Source organism: Parabacteroides sp. AM17-47, assembly GCF_003434625.1.
In the GTDB taxonomy this organism is placed as follows: Bacteria; Bacteroidota; Bacteroidia; order Bacteroidales; family Tannerellaceae; genus Parabacteroides; species Parabacteroides distasonis.
Genome location: NZ_QTLI01000024.1, coordinates 61,273 through 81,145 on the forward strand (window position 1 = coordinate 61,273; position 19,873 = coordinate 81,145).

Annotated in this window: 11 protein-coding genes; 1 reads left to right on the forward strand and 10 read right to left on the reverse strand. The window is 46.3% G+C overall.

All coding sequences use genetic code 11. From position 1 onward, the window contains the following. The first annotated feature begins 16 nt into the window (after positions 1-16). On the forward strand, positions 17-5,872 hold the full coding sequence (locus DW205_RS18095; protein WP_005863930.1) for a hypothetical protein: 5,856 nt from the start codon (positions 17-19) through the stop codon (positions 5,870-5,872). On the opposite strand, the gene DW205_RS18100 is transcribed toward DW205_RS18095, so the two are convergent. The 10 genes from DW205_RS18100 to DW205_RS18145 form a co-directional block, all read right to left on the reverse strand. Beyond that, complete coding sequence (locus DW205_RS18100; protein WP_005863932.1) at positions 5,866-6,525, reverse strand: ABC transporter ATP-binding protein; 660 nt, start codon at positions 6,523-6,525, stop codon at positions 5,866-5,868. The genes DW205_RS18095 and DW205_RS18100 overlap by 7 nt on opposite strands. Next, positions 6,522-7,238: a ThiF family adenylyltransferase gene (locus DW205_RS18105; protein ID WP_005863934.1), complete on the reverse strand. Its 717-nt coding sequence runs from the start codon at positions 7,236-7,238 to the stop codon at positions 6,522-6,524. Before DW205_RS18105 ends, DW205_RS18100 begins: the two co-directional genes overlap by 4 nt. Positions 7,239-7,418: 180 nt before the next feature. Next, positions 7,419-9,401, reverse strand: a complete 1,983-nt coding sequence (locus DW205_RS18110; protein WP_005863936.1) for a glycoside hydrolase family 97 protein — start codon at positions 9,399-9,401, stop codon at positions 7,419-7,421. Between the two features lie 34 nt (positions 9,402-9,435). Continuing rightward, positions 9,436-10,707, reverse strand: coding sequence for an MFS transporter (locus tag DW205_RS18115; protein WP_005863938.1), 1,272 nt, complete (start codon positions 10,705-10,707; stop codon positions 9,436-9,438). Positions 10,708-10,718: 11 nt separating this feature from the next. Further along, the gene (locus DW205_RS18120; RefSeq protein ID WP_005863941.1) at positions 10,719-11,645 is read right to left on the reverse strand and encodes an ROK family protein; all 927 of its coding nucleotides are present in this window, start codon (positions 11,643-11,645) and stop codon (positions 10,719-10,721) included. A 15-nt stretch (positions 11,646-11,660) separates the two neighbouring features. Next, the gene (locus DW205_RS18125) at positions 11,661-12,383 is read right to left on the reverse strand and encodes a galactosamine-6-phosphate isomerase (RefSeq protein ID WP_005860625.1); all 723 of its coding nucleotides are present in this window, start codon (positions 12,381-12,383) and stop codon (positions 11,661-11,663) included. A gap of 6 nt (positions 12,384-12,389) precedes the next feature. Beyond that, complete coding sequence (locus DW205_RS18130; protein ID WP_005863943.1) at positions 12,390-13,196, reverse strand: DUF1080 domain-containing protein; 807 nt, start codon at positions 13,194-13,196, stop codon at positions 12,390-12,392. Positions 13,197-13,294: 98 nt separating this feature from the next. Then, on the reverse strand, positions 13,295-14,839 hold the full coding sequence (locus DW205_RS18135) for a Gfo/Idh/MocA family protein (RefSeq protein WP_005863945.1): 1,545 nt from the start codon (positions 14,837-14,839) through the stop codon (positions 13,295-13,297). Positions 14,840-14,911: 72 nt separating this feature from the next. Next, complete coding sequence (locus DW205_RS18140) at positions 14,912-16,480, reverse strand: RagB/SusD family nutrient uptake outer membrane protein (protein WP_005863947.1); 1,569 nt, start codon at positions 16,478-16,480, stop codon at positions 14,912-14,914. Positions 16,481-16,499: 19 nt separating this feature from the next. Then, positions 16,500-19,643, reverse strand: a complete 3,144-nt coding sequence (locus DW205_RS18145) for a SusC/RagA family TonB-linked outer membrane protein (protein WP_121963137.1) — start codon at positions 19,641-19,643, stop codon at positions 16,500-16,502. Positions 19,644-19,873 lie beyond the last annotated feature (230 nt).

Below are 19,873 nucleotides of genomic sequence, written 5' to 3' on the forward strand. Positions count from 1 at the left end.
AAGGAGGACCCGACGGATGAAACCATCAATCAACCTACGATATAAATCCTTGTTATTAACTTGCTTGTTGATCTTGTCTGTTAGTGCGGTTGCGCCGGCGCAGATTACAAAAATAGAATATAAATTTGGCAAACGTCAAGTTGTTTCGGAGCGTGTGGATACGGTGTATTTTCAGAAAGGCAAAGAGAAACAGTTGTTTATACCCGAGCTGAGAAACAATGATGGAAGTACTGATCAAAATTATCGTTGGTATGTCCGTTGGTATCGATTTGATGAAAATGGGAATTTGACTAGCAAGGGTATAACAGGAAAAGATATAAATCCTATGACGGATGGTTCTTATGTAGATGGAGGTTCATTAAGTAATCAGCTTTATAGGACATCATTACGAAAGATTGATACTTCTCTGTTTTGGTATAAAGGATTTTTTAATAAAGATGCTGGTAATTATGCGACAGGAGCTTCTACTGTCGTATATGATATGGATGTAGTGGCAGAGGATAGTGTTTTTTGCGATGTGAGCTTGAATGCGGATGATTATAAAATAAGCGCAGATGGTAGAACATTTACCGAACCTGAACTTTCAGTACGTTATAAGTTTATAATTCGGCCTGCATCTGAAATTGCGGAACGGATTAAAACTTCCGGTGCTAATATCCTTGATAAACCTTTTATCGAAGAAAATTTGTATGTTTCAGAGGATGCGAGAAATGTCAATGTGCAAATAGGTATGACCGCTAATAACTATGCCTGGTATACAGACGGAGAGCTCATTGTGGGGGAGAAGTATAAATATGCTATAGATGGGACTGTAAAAGAGTTGAATCGTTGGAAAACAATGGTAGACAGTTTTTCTTTTACTAAAGATACTACGAAGTTGACGATTTGGGCGGTTGATTCATTAGAGAATCAGAGTCCCTTGATTTATCGGTATAATATTATTAAGCAGAAGGGTGCCGGTTTTATGTTGGAAAAAGATCCGGAAAGGTCGAAGTATCCAGCGCGAAATCCGGACGATAATCAGGAACTTTATGAGTTGATAGGTTATATAAACTTCGACCGAAAAGATTCGATAACGATTGAAGAGTTAAAGGCCGAACCTCTGAGAAATATATCAAATATTGGTTTCCCTACTGAAGAAAACACTGCAGGATATTGGTTAGAGCGGGACATGACAGGTTATGCGCCTTATAATTATAAAATACAAAAAGCATATGGTAAATGGGGGGGGGATCCTCGTTTTCAAACACTTCAAAACCAATATGGATTGTTCCGTACAGCAAATGTTAAAGGTATATCCAAACAGAAAGAAGTCTTCTATGATGACCGACAAAATTTTTGGTTTTTTGCTAATAGTGGTGTGGATAAAGAAGTATATGATCGAACCTATTATAATACAAAAGGTAAAAAATTAGGATATTTCTATTATGTGGATGCTGCGAACTTGCCGGGACGTTTGGTTAAAATCCCGTTAGATCAGGGAACTATCTGTGCGAATACGGGACTTTTAGTGAACTTTTGGGTGAATGATATGACAGGTAAAGGTACAGCGAATCTTCCTCCTAATATTAATCTGTTTTTTATTGGGAGAAAGGAGGATGGTAAAGAGGATATTTTGCATCGCTTTACTTCCGGTGATGCGATAGATGGAGATGACTGTCTCGGTGAATGGCAACAGTTAGTTTATACTTTCTCTTTAGTACAAAATATTAGTGTATATAAAGAGTTTTATCTGGAGGTACAAAACAACACAATCCATGCTAACGGCGCGGATTACGCTATCGACGGCTTGCGTATCTACCGTACCAAGCCCAAGATCGACGTAAAGCGAGTAGACGTGTGCTCTTCTGCCAACTTGACCGTTGCCACGGATTACGAACTTCTGCTCAAGAATATGGGTTGGAGCATTAATCCGGATGTATTGTCCGATCTGAATATGGGGAATAAAATAACGGAAGATTCAAAGCATATATGGAAATACCGCTATGGTTTGATGGGTGGAGATCCAAAGGAAAGGGAAAGTCATCTTAATCCTACGATCGGCAACGTTTATATTGGAGCTACCGATAAAAGGGAAACCGGAGCTATAGATAAACCATACGATTGGATTACATTGAATACGGATTTGAAGGACTATAAGAATGAGAACTATAACAACCGAAGCAAAGTGTATCGTATTATCGTTCCGACTAAAGATGGGTTAAAGCATCAAGGATTTGAGGATCTGACAAATTATGAAACTGCGATGCGACGACAAATTGTCGTAAACCTGCGTATGATCAATGATTTCTTATATGATGCAGCTGAGCAAGGAGTTTGGGATAAGGACATAGAAGAGGGTGCCCAAAAAACAAATGGGGATCCGTTCCCGAAAGATGAGTATATCGCATATTTGAAACAAAATTTAGGAAAGCTTTGTGGTAAATCAGACTCAGAATGGGACTATAACATTCCTGATCCGCAAACAATAGGGGACCAGATAGATAGAATAATGAATGGATATGACGATATATACGAAGAACTGATACGAGCCGTTTGTTCGGTAATGGGTATTTCTCGTCCTCGTGTGCCTTGGTGGGATGGGGAAGATTCAAACATCATCCATTTAAGTGCCATTGATGTGGACAAGACTGAGTTGAGATATAAAGGTGAGAGACCTTACGGAAGCGGGACGAAGGTAGAGCCTGCCTCCGGTAAGTATGATGTGGTAATCTTTAGTGCGGCCGCGACAGTTACTAGCGATAAAGTCGTGGATTTCCCGAATGCCTATGCGGGAAGTAGTTTCCAAGATCCTTGCTTGCTGACCACCCCTTTCACCGTACTCCCTTCCTTCACGGTCGTAGCGAATACCAAAAGTGATTTGCCGGAGGGCATGATTGCTTGCGAGGGACGGATCAGTCAGATTGAGGAAGCGACCGTATGGGTTGAAGAGTTAGATGATAACCAAAATCCGACAGGGGAACTGAATAAGTTTAAAGAGATAGAAGCTTTCAAGGATTATTCATATACGTTCGATTGGTTCTTGGGCGACTCGCTGGAATTTGCGTCGTTCAATGAGAGGTATGGGGAATCATTAGATGGGATATTGAGGTCTTATAGAGATCAACTTCTTGATGACAAGAAAGCCTTGTCTTTCCCGGCGGAAGCTTTGATTGAGTATTGTGAAGACAAATATACGGATCAGCGTTTAATTAAGGAATTGAAGACATTGCTCTTAGGTGATGTGGACACAGAGCCAAAATTAGTGATTGGCGGGAAGTTTGGATATGCGGAATTCCGTTGGGTAAAAAAAGTGGTAGCGATTCCTTATCTGCCAGAGAAAATTATTGAAGGCAATCGACGCGAGTGGCTTTTCTGCGAACAACCTCAGGAAAAAACATTGGAAGCCGCTCCCGCCCCGACATTGTTAGCCGGCTTTCCGGATGTGGAGTACCCGAAAGATATGGAGCATTATCCCAATGTGCCCCTGCGTATCGGCTTGCCGAATATCGTGGAGGGAAGCATAACCAATATTCCTATTCAAGGAAGAGGCTTGACAATGGGTATGGAAGGATCTGACCAATTGGGTAAACCTAACGGTAACGCTACGACTATATTCTTGCGGCAAGGACAGACTTATATAGAGGTAGGTAATTTGACGGCTTTGTCTGCGAAAGCTGAAACTGAAACTGATAATGGCGGCGGGTTATTCTCGATGACCTTTGAGGAGGGTGCCTATGAAAAATTCGCTGAAGGCCAAATCTATTCACTTTATATTCCATTCGGTGAATATAAGAACGGAACTTTCGTAGAAGGCTCTTGCGAGGGATATGCTACCTTACTTATCAAGATCGTACCGGAATACTTGACGTGGAAAGGCCCGAATGCCGAAGTATGGTATAATGACGGAAACTGGCATCAGTCTACGAAAGGGGAATTGTATATAGATCCAAACGGAACAAACAATGCGGATGCCAACGGCAATGATGCAGACTTGACCGCCGCCTTCGCCCCGCTTCATTTCACCCGTATCACGATCCCGGAAGGGCAGACGCTGGAATTGGAAGACTTGGAGACGAAAGATCATTTGTTACAGATTCCCGAAGCGAACTCATCAAAGGCTACCGAGTATATCCAATATGATATGGCGGTAGACAAAGACAGAGATAATACGGTCGTAACCCCGTACTATATAAATAAGGTAAAAGCCATCTATTTCAAACCCAAGGCGCAGTTACGCCGTCAGCAACTCCTGACGTACGACACCGCCCGTGTGGAATTCGAAATGACACCTGACGCGAAATATTGGATGGCATCGCCCCTGCAAAGCGTATTCGCCGGCGATATGTACACCGTGAAGAACACGGGCCGTCAGAACACCTACGCTTTCGATGATATCAAATACAACACAGCCAACAACGACCGCCAAGCCCCTGCCTTCTACCAGAAAGCTTGGGACAAGGCGATCACGATGTACGTGCCGAAGAGCGGAGCGAATCAAACAAATTCTCTTCCTGAGAGTGATTTGGATACAACTCATTACGAGGTAGTCCAATCCAACTGGAGCCGTGAATACAACGATGTGAACGTCCCTTACGCATTAGGAAAGGGATTCTATGCCAGCGTAGAAAAGAAGAAAGCGGATGCTTTGAATGGAAATGTCTTGGTACGCCTGCCGAAAGCGGATGACTCCTACGAATATGAACCGTGGAAACCGGAGACGAAAAACGCTACATTGAGAGCTGCCATGACCGAAGCCCCGACTTTAGCGGAACGGATCAATGCCGGCAAGCTGGCGGATGACAAGCCGATCGAGGTGGTATTGACAGATGCGAATGGAACGGAAGAATGGTGGAATACGGATAATGGAACCGTCCGTGTCATTGCTGATGGCGACGGTAAGCACTTCCTGTTGGGTAATCCGTATATGTATCCGTTGGATATCGCTCGTTTCTTGAAAGGGAATGAGACTATCTTAGCGCAAAAATATTGGACATTGGATACGAAGATTGGAGAGGGTCTTGTTGTCGGTACGCCTGATGTGGCATGGGAAAATGGAGATACTGATGCTGTTTCCGGAGCCGTTATCGCCCCCATGCAGGCCTTCTTTGTAGAGCTGAAAGATGCGGCTCAAACGAAAGCGGAAGGTACGGCAACCGGTGCCGATCTGAAGGTCGTTCGTTTCGATCCCTCCATGATGCAAGGAGAGCCGGAGAAGGTCTCTTCTTCCTTGCGTACCGCTACGGCCAAGAACCCGGTATTGAGGCTGACGGCGGAGCGGGATGCATATCGTAGCACGGCCTTGCTGACGCAGCAGGATGATGCTACGAACAGCTATGAGGCAGATAAGGATGCCGTAATCTTGCTGGATACGGAACTGGAGGAGATCCCGCAGGTGTACACTATCGCCGGGACTCGTGCCGTGGGTGTGAACGTAGTACGACGGATCGACCAAGTGCCCCTTGGCGTATATGCCGGCGAGGGTAAGGGCGAGGTTACACTGACGATAGAGGGTATCGGCGATTGGGCGGAGACGCTTTACCTGTACGATGCCGTGACCCGCAAGAGTACGGAGTTGTCGGACGATACGTATACCTTGCGTTTGGACGGCAGCAGCCATGGACGTTACTTCCTAAGCGCGGGCTCGCCTACCGGTAATGAGGGGGTAGACAACGCGGAATCTATCTCTGTCTATTCCGCCGTATCGGGTAGGGTAGTGGCCAGCGCGAGCGAGGCGTTGAAGCGGATACAAGTGTTTACACCGATGGGTCGTTTGGTACGTACCTTATATCCCGCTCGCCCGACTTATACGTTCGATCTCCCGGCAGGCATCTACATCATCCGTGCGGAGATCGCACACGATCAGAAGACGGTGAAGCTGCGGGTTCAATAAGCAGCTTCTACCACTCCATCTCTAATATGGATTACACGGTCTGTATTTGTAGCCAGTTGTTCGTCATGCGTCACGATGACGAACGTCTGGTTCATCTGGTCTCTTAACTCGAAAAAGAGGGCGTGCAATTCTTCCTTGTTCTTGGTATCGAGACTTCCGGAAGGTTCGTCGGCTAGGATAACCGCCGGATTGTTGATAAGCGCACGGGCTACCGCTACCCGTTGCTTCTCTCCGCCGGATAGCTCGGCAGGCTTGTGTGCCATGCGATCGGAGAGTTTCAGGAAGTCCAGCATCTCTTTCGCTCGCTTCTCGGCCACGGCCGATTTCTCCTTGGCGATCAGTGCCGGGATCATCACGTTCTCCAAGGCCGTGAACTCCGGCAATAATTGATGGAACTGGAAGACGAAGCCGATATTCCGGTTGCGGAAAGCCGCCAATTCCTTATCGCCCAATCGTCTTGTCTCCGTGCCATTGATAACCAGCCGCCCGCTATCCGGTGCGTCGAGCGTGCCGATGATTTGCAACAAGGTTGTCTTACCCGCCCCGCTAGGGCCTACGATAGCGACAACCTCGCCCTTGTTTATCGTGAGGTCGATGCCTTTCAATACTTGTAAGGCTCCGAAACTTTTCGTTATTCCTTCGGTTTGTATCATATCAAGTTTCTTAGAACGTGCGAGGCAAGGAAACAACCGAACGTTGCCGGCATATAAGAGACCGTTCCCGTGGTCGTACGTTTACATGTTTCGTTTTCAACTTCGATCACGGCGTCCGGATCGGCGAACTCGGTGGAAAATACGACGGGAATCCCCTTGCTTACGCCTAGAGGACGCAACCGTTTCCGCACCGCTTTCGCGAGGGCGCAATTGATTGTCTTGGAGATATCCGCAATCCGTACCAAGGACGGGTCTACCTTAGCGCCCGCCCCCATGGAGGACACGATGGGGATCTTATGGATATATGCTTGGTACATCAGGTATACCTTGGGACTTAGGGAATCGATGGCATCTACCACGAAATCGAGAGGGGCCGATAGGAGTACCTCCTCCGTCCGCTCGTCTCGCAGGAATTCATTCAGGACGGTTAGTTGCAACTGGGGATTGATATCGAGCAAACGCTTGGCTACGACCTCGGCTTTCGGCATCCCTAGGGTGGAATGAAGGGCGGGCAATTGGCGGTTGATATTACTCTCGTTTACCGTATCGGCGTCTATGATCGTCATCTTTCCTACTCCGGCCCGGCAAATCTGCTCGGCGGCATAAGCTCCTACACCTCCCAGTCCAACTACCAATACATGGCTACGGGATAAGCGCTCCATACGCTCCGCTCCGAACAAAAGTTCCGTCCGTGTATTCCAATTGTAACTCATTTATATACTTTTGAGGACAAAAGTAATCAATTGTTCCGGTTCCTCCAATACTTGCTTTTATCCGAAAGCTTTGTGTCTTGTTACTGCACGGGCGTTGCAGCGTTACTGTATGGGCGTTGCAGTATTACTGCATCAGCCTTGCAGTACCACTGCAACCCGGGTTGCAGTGGGTGGATTGCGTCAGATGGGTTGAATATGAAAGACCGATCCTCCGTCGGAGGCCAGCGGAAGGGTGATTTTATCCCTGTTGGTGATCTCCTTAACCTCTTTTACGAGTTTGTTCGAGTCTATATTCGTATCTTCAGCATCTTTATAGATCGTTATCTTATATTTCTTGTCCTTATCCAAGAACTTGAGGTCTACATCGATACTGCGTGCTTGGCTGTTATTGATCGTACCGACAAACCAATCCTCTCCCTTTTTGCGGGCGATCGTTACGTATTCATTGACGGAAGCGTTCGGAACGACTGTTTGGTCCCAAGTCGTAGGCACGGCTTTCAGGAACTCGAATCCCGGTTGTCCCTCGTAAGCCTCCGGCGTATCGCAAATCATGCCGAGATAGCTCTCTAATACCACGTACATCGCTAACATATGGCAACGGGTACTCATTACGTAAGGGTTACGTTCTTGGTTCTTGAACTTATCCCTTGGCAAAGAGCGGAAACCACCTAAATGATAATCTGTCGCTCCCGCTAATAAACGGGTAAAAGGCATATGGATGTCATGATCCGCATCGGTATCCTTGTCCCATTTACAATGCTCATAATTAAGCGTACCCTCGCGGGTGAACTCATTGGGATAGGTACGGTTCAATCCAGACGGCTTGCAAGCTCCGTGGAATTGCACGAATAGATGATGCTTGGCCGCCTTCGCCAAGAACTCTTCTTGGATGCGGATCATCTCTTGATCGTCTCGATCCATGAAATCGATCATCATACCGGCGATTCCCCATTTCTCGAATTGGGCGAAAGCCTCGTCTATCTTCGCGTACAGAGGCTTCCAGTTGGTCCATAAATGGATACGTACGCCTTGGCTCTTGGCGTAATCGCAAATCTCCTGCATATTAAGGCTCGGAACGACTTTCAAGATGTCCGCTTTCGGGCCCGGAGAACCGAATCCGGCTCCATCCTCGTCATACCAAGCTTGCTCGGCGTTCCCGTAGATCGAGTGATAATCCAATCCGTTACGGGCTACGAAATCAATGTAATATTTATTCGTGGGGAAATTGTTTCCGCCAAGGAAAGTCGTATCCGGAACGACATTTCCGTTCCACCACGTAAAAGTAGTCTTACCCGGCTTAATCCAAGACGTATCCTCTATCTTACAAGGCTCATTGAGATTCGTAAGGATATTGGACGCTATCAAGGAACCGATTTGATCGCTGATCATCAAGACCCGCCAAGGGGATTGATGGGGTAGGGATGCCTCTACCTTGATACGCTCTTGTCCCAGTTTAGGTGATAGTTTCCCGAGAAGAGCCCCGTTTTCTTTCCATAGGTACATACCGGCGTAATCACGAACCGCCGCCTCGGTAATCGCCATATAAACATGGTTCGGGAAAGAGAACAGGGCGGGCATATCCATCAATCGTTTATTATCCATGTCGGCATAATCCGTGACCGTATATTTACCTTCGTGGGAACTTTGGTAGTTGGGGAGGAATAAAGTGGTTACGCTCGGGTTACCTTGTAGGTTGAAGCTGGTTCCCTCGTCATACATGATATACGAATCCCATCCTTTTTGCTTCGGAAACTCATAGCGGAAGGCGATACCGTCATCGAAAGCCCTTACGACCAGATTAATCTTGCGAAAAGGCTGAACGGTTTCCTCTAGCGGGATGATTACCTCTTTGGAAAGGCTATGTATATGTTTCGCCTTACCGACGATCAGTTCGTAGGTCTCTTCCTTCGTGCTGAACACGGGTTTGTTGATCTTTACATTTTCCCCGAAAGCCCCATTATCGAAAGTCAACGTTAGCGGAGAGTCTTGGATCAGGGTTTGTTTATTAAACGCTACGCTGTATACCGGGCTATTCTTATCCAAAACCAAGGAGAACTTGATCTTTCCGTTTGGAGAAGACAACCGTACGCTTTTATTTGCGTATAAAGAGTGAGCGCAAAGTATAAAAAATGCCAGAATGAGGTAGATTGATTCTTTTTTCATGGATGATAATTTTATAGGCCAAAGATATACATATTTATTTTGTACGGTTTAACTGCTTCAACAATTCTTTAAGGCTGACGGTCTCATTCTTGACCAATGGTTTTGCCCAATAGGAAATACTCAAGATATAGCCCAGCGTGATAAATAGGAAAAACATGGAATAGCGCAACCCGATCAGATCTCCAAGTCCACCAATGATGAACGGAATCAATGCCCCACCGAAAATACCCGTACACAGGATACCGGAAAAAGCTCCATGATGCTTATCCACGGAGTTAAGGGCTAAGGCGAATATCACCGAAAACATGATCGAGATCGAGAAGCCGCAACAAGCGAAAGCGATAATCGCTACTTGCGTAGGACCGAAGAGCGCTATCGCTAAATTAAGGATCGCTATCATCGAGAAGATACGTAACATCAGCTTTGAGTCGATTAACTTAACGATCACCAATCCCAACAAGCAGCCGATGGACATCAATCCCCAGAACCAAGCAACCGTAGTAGCCCCGGCTCCTTCCGGGCTGACCCCATGATACATATTCAAGAAAAGGCTCATCCAATTCGCCAATCCTTGCTCGGTTCCCACATAAGCGATAATCCCTAAGAAATAGAATATAACTTGTTTTTGCCTGAGCAATTCCTTATAATTTTGTATCGTTCCCGCCTTCTCATCTTCCTTTAATTCTACTTTCGGGAATTTGACATAAGAGATAACCACTAACATGATGACAAAAACAATCGTAAAGATAAAATAGAGCGAGCTCCAAGGTAAGCTCTCCGGCGTTATCCCTTTGAGGAAACGGATGAAGAAGTCGTTTGCCGAATCCTCACCGGTTAATTTCCGCATAAGTCCGGCCAAGACGAACGGGCTCATGAAAGAAGCGGCCCCGAATACGATCTGGGCCAATACCTGATTAAAGGCATATTTTTTCTCTCCACCCGCCTCACGCATCAAAGGCAATATGATCACCTGTAGCATCGCCATGCCCAGACCGATAGCGAAAAGGGAAGTTAATACGATAGGGTAGGTCGGGAATATGACGAAAAGCCCCGCACCCAAAAACGCCAGACTGAAAGCGATCAATAAGGAAATCTTTCCCCCGAAACGCTCGATGATCATTCCTGCCGGGATCGACATGATGCCATATGCTAAGAAAAATGAGAACGGTAAGAATGCGGCCAATGTCAGGCTCAGCCCAAAACTATCGATAATCATCGGTAGCATAGGGCCTAATATATTGGTAACAAAAGAAATGACAAACCAAATACACAAGATGAGGAGTACGATCCAATTATTCTTATTCATGATAGATAGATTCAATGATTAAACACCAATGCCGCCGCCCCGAGGCATCCGGCCTTATTTCCTAATCGGGCAAGCTCGATAGTCGTGAAGTACGAGGTTTCCTTCATCACGTATTTCCCGACCTGCTCCCGTATATTGTCAATGTAGAAATCTCCGGATTCCGAAATGCCTCCGCCGATAATCACCTTTTGCGGAGCGAAAATGTTGATAAGGCTCGCTACGCCTAGGGACAGATTCCGGAAATGATCCTCCATAGCGAGTACGGCCTCTTTCTCCTGAGCTTTATAGCGCTCTACTATATATTTTCCATCGATACGGGAAGGTATCTCCCGTCCGTTCTTCTCCAATAATTGCCGGTATAAGGCGATCAACGCACTTACGGAAGCGTGTGCCTCTAGGCAACCGGACGCTCCGCAAGTACATTGATTCCCATTCAGACCATGAATAATTAAGTGCCCAAGTTCGGTGCCCCGATTCCGGTAGCCGCCATAAAGCCGGCCGTTCAAGAACAAGGCACCCCCTATGCCGGTACCCACCGTCAAGAAAACGATATCGGAGAGACCTTTAGCCGCCCCATATATCACCTCGCCCAACCCCATAAGGTTTGCGTCGTTGTCGATGAATACCGGTAGATTAAATTCCGCTAACGCAAGATCCAATTGTTGGTTATCTAGTTCAGGAAGATTATTGGCAAAGAGAACCACCCCATTATCTACTACGGAAGGTACACCTATGCCAATTCCGTAAATCCCCCAATCCCGGGAACGGGCGTAGTCTGTCATTTTCCGTACGATACTTTTTATGGTATCGGATAATGGGCGTGGATTCTCTTTTGATTGTGTGGTTTCCGACGATTCGTAAAGAATGTCGCCATTCTGGTTCACAAGAGTATATTTTATGCTTGTTCCTCCAATGTCTAATGCGATAGCGTATTTCATGATAATTGTAAAAGCTTAATTAGAACTATGCGCCGCTTCCCTGTCGATCAGGCAAATCACGTTCGGGTGCAGCCACAATAAGGAGGCCGGCAACTCCGTCGAGATCTTCTGTTCAAGGAAAGCTTGAGTAATCTCCCTTTTCTTTATCCCGTTGATAAGAAGGATAATCAGGCGTGACTGAAAGATATTCGCCATGCCTAATGTCAGTCCGTATCCCGGTTTCTCCGTATCCCCGGCGATCATGGGATGTTGCAAGGATTTCTGGGACAGATGAGCCACATGGCAATTCGTATGCAAGGAAGGAGCCGGCTCGTTCAAGGCGATATGGCCGTTCATCCCTATTCCTAATATACAAATGTCGATAGGGCCTTTTTGATCCAGTATCTGTTGGATCCGCTCACATTCTGCCTCAGGATTTTCCGGATCGCTTTGGAACGCTATATACCGGTCTTCCGGGATTTGAAGCGGACCTACGAAATAGTTCCGTAGATACGACTCGCACGTACCCGGGTGGTCCATCGGGATTCCTCCCCATTCATCAAGCTTTAGTACCGTGAATTGGGAGAATAATTCCGGTTGGCGACTGGCTTCCTCTACCAGCAACTCATACATCCGGGTAGGAGAGCCCCCAGTGGCGGCACAAAGCGTAAGTGCCTTGTGCTGCCCTAACTCTGAGGTAACAATCTCTTTTGCCTTAAGGCTTAATGCCTCATAAGATTGACAAATCTCTATTCTCATACGATTTTAGAGCTCTTTGATTCGGATATTGCGGAAGCAAACACCATAACCGTGGTCTTGCATACCGATGTAACCCGGTTGTTTTCCGCATTGTAGCATCAAGTCGTAAGCTTCCGGGCATTTCTCCGGACTCGTGCTGAACTTGCTGAACTTACTATGATCCACTAACGCACGCCATACCGGTGTACCGAACTGGAATTCCAGCACTTTCACGTCGTTCATGTAATGGATCACGCGTTGGTTATAGACAACGATTCTCGTCTTGTTCCAGTTTCCGTACGGTTTTACGGGTTGTGGATCCGGCATAATCATGTCATATACGGCACCGGCCTGACGGTTACCGTCGCAACCTTCCCATGCGTCCGGCATATTCTCGTTGTCGAGTAACTGATATTCTGGGCTGGAGTAATAAATAGGTGTACCCTCAATTTCTTGCGCTGTATAGAAGATACCGCTATTACCGGCCTTGTCGATCTTCCATTCGATCTCGAAAACGAAATTTTTGAACTTCTTGTCGTAGATCAAGTCGCCGAAGCCCGTGTCTGCCTTATTGTCGCTACCTTTATAGGTGATCGATCCGTCTTCAACCACCCAACCTTGGGGTACATCCTGACGGCAATAGCCGCGCCATCCGTTCAAGGTCTTGCCGTCGAACATGGTGATCCACTCGCCTCCCGTAGGGATACCGTCGCTATCGAGGGCTTGGGTTTGGGCGGTTTGCGTTCCGGCATCGTTGGTATTACCGCCGGAGGTACATGACAAGGCCGATGCGAATAAGGCTACGGCCATAATACTGCTATAAATCTTTTTCATCGCTATTATGAATGTTTGTTGTTTGTTAGAAACTTGTTAGATAATTATTAGGAATTTGTTAGGTTCCTGTTAGGTTACCGTTAGATTCCTGTTAGCTTTTATAACTTCAGGTCTTCCCATCCATCGCGGTATTTCCGCTTGATGAATTGGTTCGCCTGCTCGAAATTGGTGATACGCATATTCGCTCCATCCCATAGGAAAGTCTTGTTTCTTCCCGGATAGATGAAGCCTTCACGCTCTCCGTAGATCGAGTCGTTATGTTTCACTTGTTCCCGGATATTATGGCTCCGTAAGATCAAGTTACCCATCAATACGGTCTCCGTCAACGGACCGGCGTATCCTTCGAATGGAGATTCTACGTCCGCCTTGTCGTACCCTGCGATACAAGAGTCGATCCATGCCCAATAGTGGCCATTCGTACCCCCTTCGATACGTTTATATTTATGAGGAATGTTCACGTCTTTGTTGAATAAAGGTTTCTTGTTCGCCTTTACCCCCTTCGGCCAGAATCTTGGATCGGAACCACCCCAGCCGCAAGAAGCCATACCTTTCGTACCTACGAATACGGTTGCGCCTTCCACGTCCATCATATCCAAGTCTCCCATCGTGCAGGTCATATCGGCATCTGGGTCGATCTCCTCGAAACGTTCTGGCATGATACCGCCGTCCATCCAATATAGGCTCAAGTCGCTTCCGTCTTTCTTCTTGAATTTATAACGGATCGAGCTGGCTACCGGGCAACTTTCAGGATAATAGGCTTCTTCGAAGATTCCGGAGTAAACATTGGTCGTGCTGCAAGAAACCTCGGTCGGATAGCCTAATTGAAGCAATTTGAATGGAGGGCCGATGATGTGGCAACCCATATCTCCAAGAGCGCCTGTACCGAAACGCCACCAACCACGCCAGTTGAACGGAACCAAATTATCCACATAGTCTACATACTCCGCTGTTCCTAACCATAAATCCCAATTCAAGCCTTTAGGAACAGGCGGTTTCTGGTTCGACCAAGGAATACCTTGCGGCCATACGGGGCGGTTGGTCCAGCAATATACTTTCTGGATGTCACCCAACAGATCTGCCTCGAGCCATTCACGAAGGGTACGCATACCGTCGCAAGAGTTACCTTGGTCACCCATCTGGGTCACGACCTTATATTTCTTGGCAGCCTCGGTAAGGATACGTGCCTCGTAAATATCGTGCGCGATCGGTTTTTGCAGATATACGTGCTTACCCATCCGCATAGCGCCGAAAGCTTGGATCGCATGGTTATGATCCGGGGTGGAGATACATACGGCATCGAAGTTCTTACCTTCCTTCTCGTACATCTCACGGAAGTCGTTAAAATACTTAGCTTTTGGATAGGTCTTGCGAGCGTCGACAGATTGACGGTCATCCACGTCGCACAGACAGGTGATCGCCGCGTTCTTATGCGGCGTATTCATTAAGCTACCCAAATCGGCGGCTCCCATACCGCCGCAGCCTATTTTCGCGATATAAAGCTTATCGCTGGGAGCTACATGTCCTAATCCCGCTACGGTAAAGCTGGGCAGGATCGTAAGGGCGGCAGCGCCTGTGGCTGCCATCCCAAGGAATTCCCTTCTAGAGATTCCAGTCGGACTGGATTGTTTATTTACCTCTTTCATAAATTTGTTCATATTATGATTAATAATTGAATTGGGGTCTAAAGAATTGAGATTAAAAACAGACTGATATGATTAGAATGCCGGATATCCCGGGTTCTGAACCAAATTATTGTTCTTCTGCCAAGCCTTGAACGGGATCGGGAAGATCTTACGATATTCCGGAGTCTGTTTCGGCTTCATATATCTCGGTTTCAGATAAGTCCCGAAGCGGATCATATCTTGGCGGCGGACAAATTCGAATGCCAACTCATAACCACGCTCGTTATAAATATCATCTAATGTCACGCTCGTGTAATTATGATCGGAATTACCATAAGCCCTTTCCCGGATAGCGTTTACCAGACGAGTAGCTTCACCGAGATCCCCGCCCATGCGAACCAAGGCTTCCGCTTTCATTAGGTATACATCAGCCAGACGGAAAATAGCGATATCGTTCTCCATATTGGTATTTTGCATGCCTTTCTCATATACCCACTTATTGATACGTGCGCCGTCTTCTTGGTGAACTTCGCCCCACGGAGTTAAGTTACCGTCCGCATCGGTTTTCTCTGTTCCCGGTACCACATTTAAGTCGATCGTATGGATCAAGTCATGTCCTAGGGTCGTTTTCAAAATCTCTCCCGTGCTAGGGTCGATCATCGGGCCGATCAAGAACGAACCTTCGTAACGAGGATCTTCCGTATCAAATGTGCGGACAAAATCCGGCTGGGCGTTGATACCGTTCCACATACCGCCGGTGAAACCTAATACATCGGGATCCAGATAATGCAATGTCCAAAGATGGATGGAGTTGCCCCACTCATCGGATGCCTTGTAGCAGATCGGGAGAATGATCTCTCGTGATACCTCGTTATGAACCTCGAAATTGGTTTTCCAATTCGGTTCGATGATATATTCGAGTTTCATGATCTCGTCGCATTGCTCCACAACACCTTTCCAGTTCGGTTCACCGATCCATTCCTCGGCGTTGAGGTACATCTTCGCCAATACCATGCGGGCAGCACCTTGCGTAAACTTACCGTAGCTGGCATCTGATACATCGGAGCGCAAGTTCGGGATGATCTCGGTTAATTCCTTAACCACATATTTATAAATGTCCGCACGGCTTGTGCTGGAGGGCAAGGAGGTATCCTCAAAATCTGTCACTAGTGGGGCGTTACCGAAGATATCTACGATTACATAATACCAGAAAGCGCGTAATCCTCTTAACTCGGACAAGTATTGAAGCTTAAGCTCATCGCTCATGGCTTCGCTTTTCTCTATAATATTATATACGGAGTTAACCGTAGTTAGGCCTCCCGTACAATAATCCCAGCAATTTTCTACAGAGTAAGAGTTCGGTTTCCAGCTATGCATACATTGTTCCATATACTGTCCACCGTCCCACCAGTCACCACCTACACGTGTCGGTGCCATCAAGATATCGGCTGTCATATCGGCCGCCCCCCAAGGACCGTCGTAGGCTAGCATATTTTTCAAAGATTGATATGCCGGAGCCATGATTGCGTTGATCTGCTTTTCCGTTGTCCCGAATTCGTCGGTAGGAAGTTTGTCGTATACGTTCTCGTCCAAATCCATGCAAGAGACAAGCGCTACCGGAGCGAGTACGGCACATATTATATTTTTGAATAATCTTTTCATGATCGTTACTGTTTATGTATTAGAAATTCAAGTTTAATCCAACAGAGAATGTGCGTGTCTTCGGATAAAATTCACGAGGTTCTACACCCGGGGTTAAACCGTCTCCTGAATCCATAGGGACTTCGGGATCAAGACCTTTATATTTCGTGATAACGAATAGGTTTTGTGCCGTGAAATAAACACGGATACCGTTCAAAGCTTTGATCTTATATCCTAAAGTCAAGTTGTCGAGACGCATAAAAGATCCTTTCTCTAAATAATAGTTGGAGAATCTAGGAGTTTCGCTTAACGTATAGGTCAATGGATCGTCCAGCGCATTCGTTCCCGGCAGGAATCCGGATTGAGCGTATGCCATGCGGGTCGCGTTCAATATATCATTACCGATCGTTCCACGCAAGAAAAATGATAAGTCAAAATTCTTGTAACGGAAAGAGTTGGTGATACCGTAAGTCAATTTCGGCTGTGCGGAACCTATGTAGTCGTAATCCGCCGGATCGGAAATCTCGCCGTCGCCGTCTTTATCTACCAAGATATATCTACCGTTCTCGTCAATACCGTTACAAACCAAACCGTAGAATTGTCCGATAGGGCGTCCTTCTTCCAATACGTGCGTACCACTGGAGCTTCCACCCCGGATGAATACGTCACCTAATAAGATCTTATCCATCGTGAATACATCGTTGGATAAACGAGTTACCTCATTTTCATTGTGAGCCAAGTTCAAGGAAATGTTCCAGTCGAAATCCTTTGTGCGGATAGCGTCTGCGTTCAAACTCAGCTCGATACCCGTATTACGCATATCACCTACGTTTGCCATGATCTTATTATATAAATAAGGAGGGGTTGGTACCGGATAGGTATAAAGCATGTCAGAGGTCTTTTTGTTATACCATTCGATACGACCTCCTAGGCGGCTATCCAATACGGAGAAATCAAGTCCGATGTTCAACATCGCTGTTTGTTCCCATTTTAGGTCCGGATTGGCGTTCTGGCTGATCTTATAAGAAGGCAACCAAGAACCGGTATCATAATATACACCATCTGTGCCGTAAAGCTCGAGGGTTTTGTAGGGGTCCAATCCTGTTTGATTACCAGTGATACCATAACCGACACTTAACTTTAAGTCGTTAAGCCAGTTTACTTTTTGCATAAATGATTCTTGGGTGATATTCCAACCCACGGAAACGGAAGGGAAGGTACCCCATTTGTTATTCGTTCCAAATTTGGAAGAACCATCCCGGCGTACGGTAGCTGTCAACATATATTTCTCATTGAAGCTATAATTGGCTCTTGCGTATAAAGAGATCAGGCGACTTTGCCATTTCTCAGACTCCGCGTCTCCGGGGTTCAGGTTTTGTCCTGCGGCCAAATTGTTAGCGCCTAATAAATCAGTGACGAAACCACGGGTCTGTACGTGAGTCTCCTCATAGTTCTCCTCTTCCCAAGAATAACCGATCAAGGCATTGATCTTATGCTTATTGAACTCGGCCGAGTAATTGGCGGTCCATTCCATCAAATCCTTATCACGCAATCTCGACCAACGTTCGGCCTTACCGCCATCGTTGTAGCCGGCTTGAGACTCGATGCTACTGTATTTACTCTCATCTTCCGTGTTCCGGCTTTTAGCTAAAAGAACTTTAGCCTCTAAGCCATCGATAATCGTATAACCGACATCAGCGGTTCCATAGAAATTATTGATGCGGTTCTTATGTGTATTCTCTTTCTGGTTACGTACCGGGTTTCCTTGGTCGTATTCACGTGTGTCGAACCAAGATCCATCCTCTAGCTTAACCGGACGTACGGGAATCATATTGTAGGCAAGCAAGAAGTTTGTCGTATTTGTCGGTGCGTTATCCGTAACGGTAGCCACGCCGGTGATGCTTACTTTCAAACGATCCTCCAGCGCACGTTGGGAGAATTGGAAACGGGCGTTGTAACGGTTCATGGAGTTATCGCGTGCGATACCTTCACGTTGCATATAAGAAAGGGAACCTCTATAGTTATGGTGTGAACCACCTCCTGATAAAGACACGGCATGATCCTGTTGGAAACCGATTCTCGTGATCTCGTCGAACCAATCCGTGTTCGCTCCCATGTCAAAATCCTTACCATCCTTACCCGGGGTAGAGGAAGTATAGCTACGCCATTGGTCCGCCGTCAGCAGATTCGGCTTGTTGGCCAAGGTAGATACACCGAACGCTCCATTATAAGCGATGGTCGGTTTGCTGGCGTAACCTTTCTTCGTAGTGATAAGGATAACACCACCCGCTGAACGGGAACCATAGATAGCGGCTGAAGACGCATCTTTCAAGATAGAGATAGATTCGATATCCTGCGGATTAACCGTAGACATGTCCATGCCCGGTACATTATCGATAACAACCAACGGACCTTGGTCCTTTTGCAAGGTTGACATACCTCTTAATTGAATCGTCGAGTTGCCCGTTACGTCGCCGGAACCCGTATTGATCGTTAAACCTGCCACCTTACCTTGTAACAAATCCGCTGCGTTACGAGTCAGACCTTGGTTGAAATCCTCAGCGGTCACATTGGTGATAGAACCGGTAATCTCACGTTTTGTCTGTGTACCGTAACCTACTACGACTACCTCGTCCAGTTTTTGAGTGTCCTCTTTCAGGTTTACATTGATCTCGTTTTTGCCGCCTACCGGTTGCAACTGTGTCATGTAACCGATATAGGAAAACTCAAGGGTCGCGTTTGAGGATACTTCCATCATGTATTTACCGTCCAGATCCGTAATCGTACCGTTGGTCGTGCCTTTCTCGACAACGTTAGCGCCGATAATAGCGTTTCCTTCCGCATCTTTAACGACACCGGTAATACGTTTTTTAGTTTGCTGGGCGACAATGTTTTTATTAAATACATTGATATTTCGTCCTTCGATCGAATATTTCAAACTCGTGTTGCGTAGTGCTTGCGATAAGATATTTTCTATGGACTTATCGGTTGCGTTCACGCTCACTTTTACGTTCTTTACGTCAGAATCCACATAGAAGAATAAGAAATCGCTTTGTTTTTCTATAATAGCGAATAGATCGGTTAGCGGGGCCTGATCCGTCTTCACGGAAATCGTTACAGATTGTGAATAGGAATTAGTCGCTACCGCTTGGAACAGTGTCAAGAAAAGTAAAATAAAGGACATTTTTAGGACCGAGAGCATTTTTTTTAAGTCTTTGGACCTAAAAGACCTATAATACGAAACATTTTCCATATTTTTGTACTGATAAAAGGTTGATAATATGCGTCTGCCACAAAATTTGGTCGTGGAGTAGCAGAAGCAGGAATTAATTCTTTTTAATGGGGCCGGCTGTATTTTTGCAGCCGGTTTTGTTTTTTTGAAAGATATGATCCGTGTTATCTCATAGGCATTGC

Bases quoted from the DNA above. Each gene is read 5' to 3' on its own strand.
- DW205_RS18115 (WP_005863938.1), bottom strand. From the start codon at position 10,707: ATGAATAAGAATAATTGGATCGTACTCCTCATCTTGTGTATTTGGTTT.
- DW205_RS18100 (WP_005863932.1), bottom strand. From the start codon at position 6,525: ATGATACAAACCGAAGGAATAACGAAAAGTTTCGGAGCCTTACAAGTA.
- DW205_RS18120 (WP_005863941.1), bottom strand. From the start codon at position 11,645: ATGAAATACGCTATCGCATTAGACATTGGAGGAACAAGCATAAAATAT.
- DW205_RS18140 (WP_005863947.1), bottom strand. From the start codon at position 16,480: ATGAAAAGATTATTCAAAAATATAATATGTGCCGTACTCGCTCCGGTA.
- DW205_RS18105 (WP_005863934.1), bottom strand. From the start codon at position 7,238: ATGAGTTACAATTGGAATACACGGACGGAACTTTTGTTCGGAGCGGAG.
- DW205_RS18130 (WP_005863943.1), bottom strand. From the start codon at position 13,196: ATGAAAAAGATTTATAGCAGTATTATGGCCGTAGCCTTATTCGCATCG.
- DW205_RS18135 (WP_005863945.1), bottom strand. From the start codon at position 14,839: ATGAAAGAGGTAAATAAACAATCCAGTCCGACTGGAATCTCTAGAAGG.
- DW205_RS18110 (WP_005863936.1), bottom strand. From the start codon at position 9,401: ATGAAAAAAGAATCAATCTACCTCATTCTGGCATTTTTTATACTTTGC.
- DW205_RS18095 (WP_005863930.1), top strand. From the start codon at position 17: ATGAAACCATCAATCAACCTACGATATAAATCCTTGTTATTAACTTGC.
- DW205_RS18125 (WP_005860625.1), bottom strand. From the start codon at position 12,383: ATGAGAATAGAGATTTGTCAATCTTATGAGGCATTAAGCCTTAAGGCA.
- DW205_RS18145 (WP_121963137.1), bottom strand. From the start codon at position 19,643: ATGTCCTTTATTTTACTTTTCTTGACACTGTTCCAAGCGGTAGCGACT.